Here is a 5173-nt window from a genome sequence, read left to right as displayed (position 1 = left end):
GAATCGATCCCGAAATCTTTAGCAGTTCCTCACAATCTGTAAGCAACTAAGCTGCCTGCTCTGAGTTGCTTACAGATTGTGTATCTCTAAGCAGCCTCAGCCAGTAATTTGTTTCTCTGGCCCCTTTATAAACAATAGAAAGCTTAGAGATAAAATCTTTCCTACTTTGAGCACCTGCAGCCTCCTCCGCATTAGCACCTATAGAAGTGCCGCTGCGAAGAATCTGCTTTAATATAACTGTGTCTTTTTTCTCTTGATAAAGGAACCTGTACAAATTAACAATGCGAATGGCGAAAGCATAACTTTTGGTAAGTAATACATTCTCCTCTTTCACATTTTTAATTTTTAATTCCTAATTCTTAATTCTAAATGGCAAACGCTCTTTGCACCAGGTCTTGCTGCTCTTTTACGTGCACCTTGTTGTAACCTGTAGCAGGTGATGCACTGGCTTTACGAGCCACTACGTCTTCTACCTGGCTGCGCATCAGGCGTAGGATGTACGTCCAGCCACCCATGTTCTCAGGCTCTTCCTGTACCCAGTAAATTTTAGCGTTTTTATACTTGCTCAGCTCAGCTTCCAACTGCACTTTCGGGAATGGCGCCAACTGCTCCATACGGATAATGGCGACATCCTTGCGCTTGTTGTTCTGCTGCTCTTCCAGTAGATCGAAGTATACTTTGCCTGAGCACAGCAATACTTTCTTTACCGACTTAGCTGGTGCATAGTCATCACCAATCACTTCTTTGAAGCCTCCTGAAGTAAAGTCCTCTACCGGAGAAACCACATTAGGATTACGCAACAGTGATTTAGGCGACATGTTTATAGCAGGCTTGCGGAAAGGCAATGCCAACTGCCGACGCATAAAGTGGAACAGGTTAGCTGGCGTTGTGAGCATCGTTACAAAGATGTTGTTCTCAGCAGCTAACTGCAGGAAACGTTCAGGACGCGCATTCGAGTGCTCTGGACCCTGACCTTCGTAGCCGTGCGGCAACAACATCACTATACCATTCATACGCTGCCACTTAGACTCTGTAGCGGTAATGAACTGATCAATCATTACCTGCGCACCGTTGGCAAAGTCACCGAACTGTGCTTCCCAGATAACCAGCGCATTGGGGTTAGCCATGGCATAGCCAAACTCGAAGCCTAGCACACCATACTCAGAAAGCAGAGAGTTGTAGATCTCAAATGAGCCCTGGCCTTCGCGCATGTGGTTCAGGTTGTTGTAGGGAGCACTTGTAACGGCATCGTGCAGTACGGCATGGCGATGCGAGAAAGTACCGCGCTGTACGTCCTGACCTGAGAAACGAACGATTCTGCCATCTAACAGGATAGAACCGTAGGCAAGCAATTCACCGGCTGCCCAGTTCAGTTGCTTTGTCTCAAAGAACATCTCTTTACGCTCTTTGATCAGCTTCTCGATCTGCTTCAGTGGTTTAAAGCCTTGTGGCAGGGTAGTTAATGCCTGGCCAACTGCTTCGATCACATCAGCAGAAACACCTGTTTCCGGAGATTGGTTAAAGTCTTCTGGCTTAGAGCGACGCAGTTCCTGCCACTCCTTCTCCATTTGCTGGTAGTTGTATGGCAGAGGCTTTTGCTTTACCATGTCCAGGCGGTCCTGCAGCATTTTGCGGAACTCCTTGTCCATACTTTTCGCCAGGTTCGCATCAATATCGCCACGGGTAATCAACTGCTTGTTGTATACTTCGCGTGGGTTAGCATGCTTCGAAATAAGGTTGTAAAGCTGTGGCTGCGTAAATTTCGGCTCATCAGACTCGTTGTGGCCATGGCGGCGGTAGCACACCATATCAATAAAGATATCGTTGTTCACCTTCTGGCGGTACTCCATGGCAAAACGCATCGCAAATACCACTGCCTCTGGATCGTCACCGTTTACGTGCAGCACTGGCGCATCAATTACCTTGGCAACGTCTGTGCTATAGATAGAAGAGCGGGCATCTTCGAAGTCAGTTGTGAAGCCAACCTGGTTGTTGATCACAAAGTGAATCGTACCACCTGTGTTGTAGCCTTCCAGGTTAGCCATCTGTGTCACTTCGTACACAATGCCCTGGCCTGCTACGGCAGCATCACCATGAATCAGGATCGGAAGGATCTTATCAGCGTCCTTGTTATATAACGTGTCGATCTTGGCACGTATGAAGCCTTCTACTACCGGGTTTACCGCCTCTAAGTGCGATGGGTTCGGAGCAAGCTTTAGGTTTACTTTGTTGCCTGATGGGGTTACCACTTCAGACGAGAAGCCCATGTGGTACTTCACGTCACCGTCACCCATTGTTAAATCCGGAACAGCTGTACCTTCAAACTCTGTGAAGATCTGCTCATAGGTTTTGCCCATGATGTTAGCCAGCACGTTCAGGCGGCCACGGTGTGCCATACCTATCACTACCTCTTCAACACCTAGCTCAGAGCCTTTGTCGATGATAGCATCCAGCGCAGGTATAGTGGTTTCGCCACCTTCCAGCGAGAAGCGCTTCTGTCCTAAGAATTTTGTGTGCAGGAAGTTCTCAAATACTACCGCTTCGTTCAGCTTGGAAAGAATGCGTTTTTTGAAGTCTAGTGACGGGTTAAAGTTAAGCGAGTCTTTCTCTACTTTCTCCTTAAACCACTCCAGCACTTCCGCATCACGGATATACATGTACTCAAAACCGATGGCTCCCGAGTAAATTTTCTTTAGGGCAGCTTCGATATCGCGCAGCGTGGCCGGGCCTATACCGATTACATCACCTACATTGAATACCGTATCCAAATCAGCCTCTGATAGGCCAAAGTCAGCCAGGTCAAGGCGTGCTTTGCGGTCTTTACGGGCACGTACGGGGTTGGTGTTGGCACGTAGGTGACCGCGTGTACGGTAAGCGTGAATCAGGTTACGCACGGCAACCTCTTTCTCAGACTCGCCCTGCCCTACGGCAGCGCCTTTTGCAGGAGCTGCAGCGACAGGAGCTCCTGCTTCTGTACTGTGTCCATTCTCGCTATAGGCGGAAGCAAACTCAAAACCTTCAAAGAATTTTCGCCAGCCAGCGTCTACCGACTCCGGGTCTTGCTGATAGTCTTTGTACAGACCATCTATATAATCGCCATGCGCATTGGCGATGTATGTATATTTATCCATAAGATTACAACTACTGCATGTGTGAAAGGCAAAGTTAAAAGGATTATTGAAAAATCAAATTTCACACATTCGCATTAGCAAATATAACTCATTATCAACACTAATGTCTTACTAGATACCCCTTTTACAAAGCTTCGGTTGTGAAAATTTTCGATTTCACCTCAATGCTCTTATTATCTGAAGGTTAAGAGTTATACTTAACCAGTATATGGGTAACACAACAAGTATAAACCTGACCTTATACTTTTTTAAACACAAACTTAACAGTCTGATGCTAAATGCATAAAAGTTTAAAAGCACATTTATACTTCCTGATTTCCAGAATAAGCAGGCCGCTATACTTCATGTACAATACAAAGAAAGCAACCGCATGAAAGTTATCTTTTAGAAGAAATAAAAAAAGCAGCAACCACCGATGCAAGAAGTGCAAGTGCGACACAAAGGTGCATCACCAATGTATAAGCTTTCAGAAAAGAGGCATCAAGCAACTGCTGTATGGGCTCCCGCTGCGCATCTGGCACCTGCTCTGGCACCGTGGCTCCTCCTAATTGGTTTGCTTGTGCCAGCACAGCCTGCTCTGTGCTTGCATCCAGCAGGAGGGTTGCGGCACCACTGTGCAGCTCCTGTGAAAAAGCTGCTACAGCCATACTACCCAAAATAGCTATACTTAGCACACCCGCCATGCGGCTAACAGCATTATTTATACCGGAAGCAGTGCCTGCCATATTCTCTTCTATAGCGCTCATAACCGTAGTAGTAAGCGGTGCTACAGTTAAGGCCATACCTGCGCCAAACACCAGCACCCCCGGCAAGTATGTATACCAGTAACTTGTAAACCCAGCGGTTCTCTGGACTTGCCCCAACAGCAGGAAGCCTACACCTACCAATGCCGGGCCTGCCACTAAAAACCACCGAGCACCATACCTGTCCGCCAGGCTGCCTGCCTTACGAGAGAACAGCATCAGTAGCAGCGCAAAAGGCAGTGTAGCCAGTCCCGCCTGCAACTGGCTATACCCCTGCACTTGCACCAGGTTAAGCACAAGTATAAAAAGCCCTACGTTCAATGCTCCATACAACAGCAAGGTTAGCAGGTTGGCTCCGCTAAACATCCTGTTTTGAAAGACCTTAAGCGGAACCATAGGCTGCTTTAGCCTGGCTTCCGTCCACAAGAACAACAACATACTGACTGATCCTAAAAAAAATGCTGCTATTACCCTATGATGCTGCCAGCCATACTTAGGTATCTCTACAAAACCATAGGTGATACCTGCCAAGCCTACTACTGCCAAACCCGCTCCGGCCCAATCTATAGTTTTACCGCCATGCTCCCCCCTGCTTTCCGGCACTTTAAAGTATAATGCAGCTAAAGCAAGTATCCCTAAGGGCAGATTTAGGAAAAACACCATACGCCACCAACCTAGGTCTGCCAGGAAACCACCTAAAGCAGGCCCCGCCATCGTTACCATTGTGGTAACAGCTGACCAAGTACCGATTGCCTGCCCACGCGCCTCTCTTTTAAAGTAGGACGATATAATAGCAAGGCTACCAGGCACCATTAAGGCAGCCCCAACTCCCTGTACAGCGCGGGATGCAATTAACCAAACTGGAGATGGTGCTACGCCACAGGCAAACGAGGCAAGCATAAACAGGCTGATGCCCCACATGAACACCTTCTTCCTCCCTACCCTATCGCCAAGCGTGCCGCCCAGAAGTATAAATGAGGCCATAAAGAGCAGATAGGCATTAAGTATCCAAATCAAGTCTGTGGCAGTAGCCTGTAAACTGCGCTGCAGGGAAGGCAGCACCACATTGAGCGCTGAGCCATCTATAAAGGCCATAGCCGAAGCTGTAGTTGCTGCCACCAGTACCCAATTGCCTGTAGCCTTCTCACTTTTCATGTTTTGGTGCATGTGTAGCTATACTTGCATAGCAGCCGTATAAGTTGCTTGAAATGGACCCAGCTTTTCCTGCACCTGTTACTTTGATAACAATGTTACTTTCATCTATATGCGAAGACGTATATAGCTATAGAATCATACTTA

The 5173-nt window shown here is 47.5% G+C and carries 3 protein-coding genes; all 3 read right to left on the bottom strand.

Going from position 1 to position 5173, the window contains the following annotated elements; all coding sequences use genetic code 11:
- Nucleotides 1-46 precede the first annotated feature (46 nt).
- Nucleotides 47-334 carry a four helix bundle protein gene (locus ACFQ2O_RS19815; RefSeq protein ID WP_377532129.1) on the bottom strand — a complete coding sequence of 96 codons (288 nt, stop codon included), beginning with the start codon at nt 332-334 and terminating at the stop codon, nt 47-49.
- 31 nt (nt 335-365) lie between these two features.
- Nucleotides 366-3131 carry a 2-oxoglutarate dehydrogenase E1 component gene (locus tag ACFQ2O_RS19810; protein ID WP_377532127.1) on the bottom strand — a complete coding sequence of 922 codons (2766 nt, stop codon included), beginning with the start codon at nt 3129-3131 and terminating at the stop codon, nt 366-368.
- A gap of 377 nt (nt 3132-3508) precedes the next feature.
- Entirely contained in the window at nt 3509-5029 is a 1521-nt protein-coding gene (locus ACFQ2O_RS19805; RefSeq protein WP_377532124.1) for an MFS transporter, read from the bottom strand.
- Nucleotides 5030-5173: the final 144 nt, after the last annotated feature.

Origin of the sequence: Pontibacter rugosus (assembly GCF_042678745.1) — a bacterium.
Taxonomy (GTDB): domain Bacteria; phylum Bacteroidota; class Bacteroidia; order Cytophagales; family Hymenobacteraceae; genus Pontibacter; species Pontibacter rugosus.
Note: the sequence above shows the minus strand (reverse complement) of the source record. Positions and strands in the feature narration are given on the sequence as shown.

What these genes read in the sequence shown, in the direction of transcription:
- ACFQ2O_RS19810 (WP_377532127.1), bottom strand. Translation starts at nt 3,131, where the DNA reads ATGGATAAATATACATACATCGCCAATGCGCATGGCGATTATATAGAT.
- ACFQ2O_RS19805 (WP_377532124.1), bottom strand. Translation starts at nt 5,029, where the DNA reads ATGAAAAGTGAGAAGGCTACAGGCAATTGGGTACTGGTGGCAGCAACT.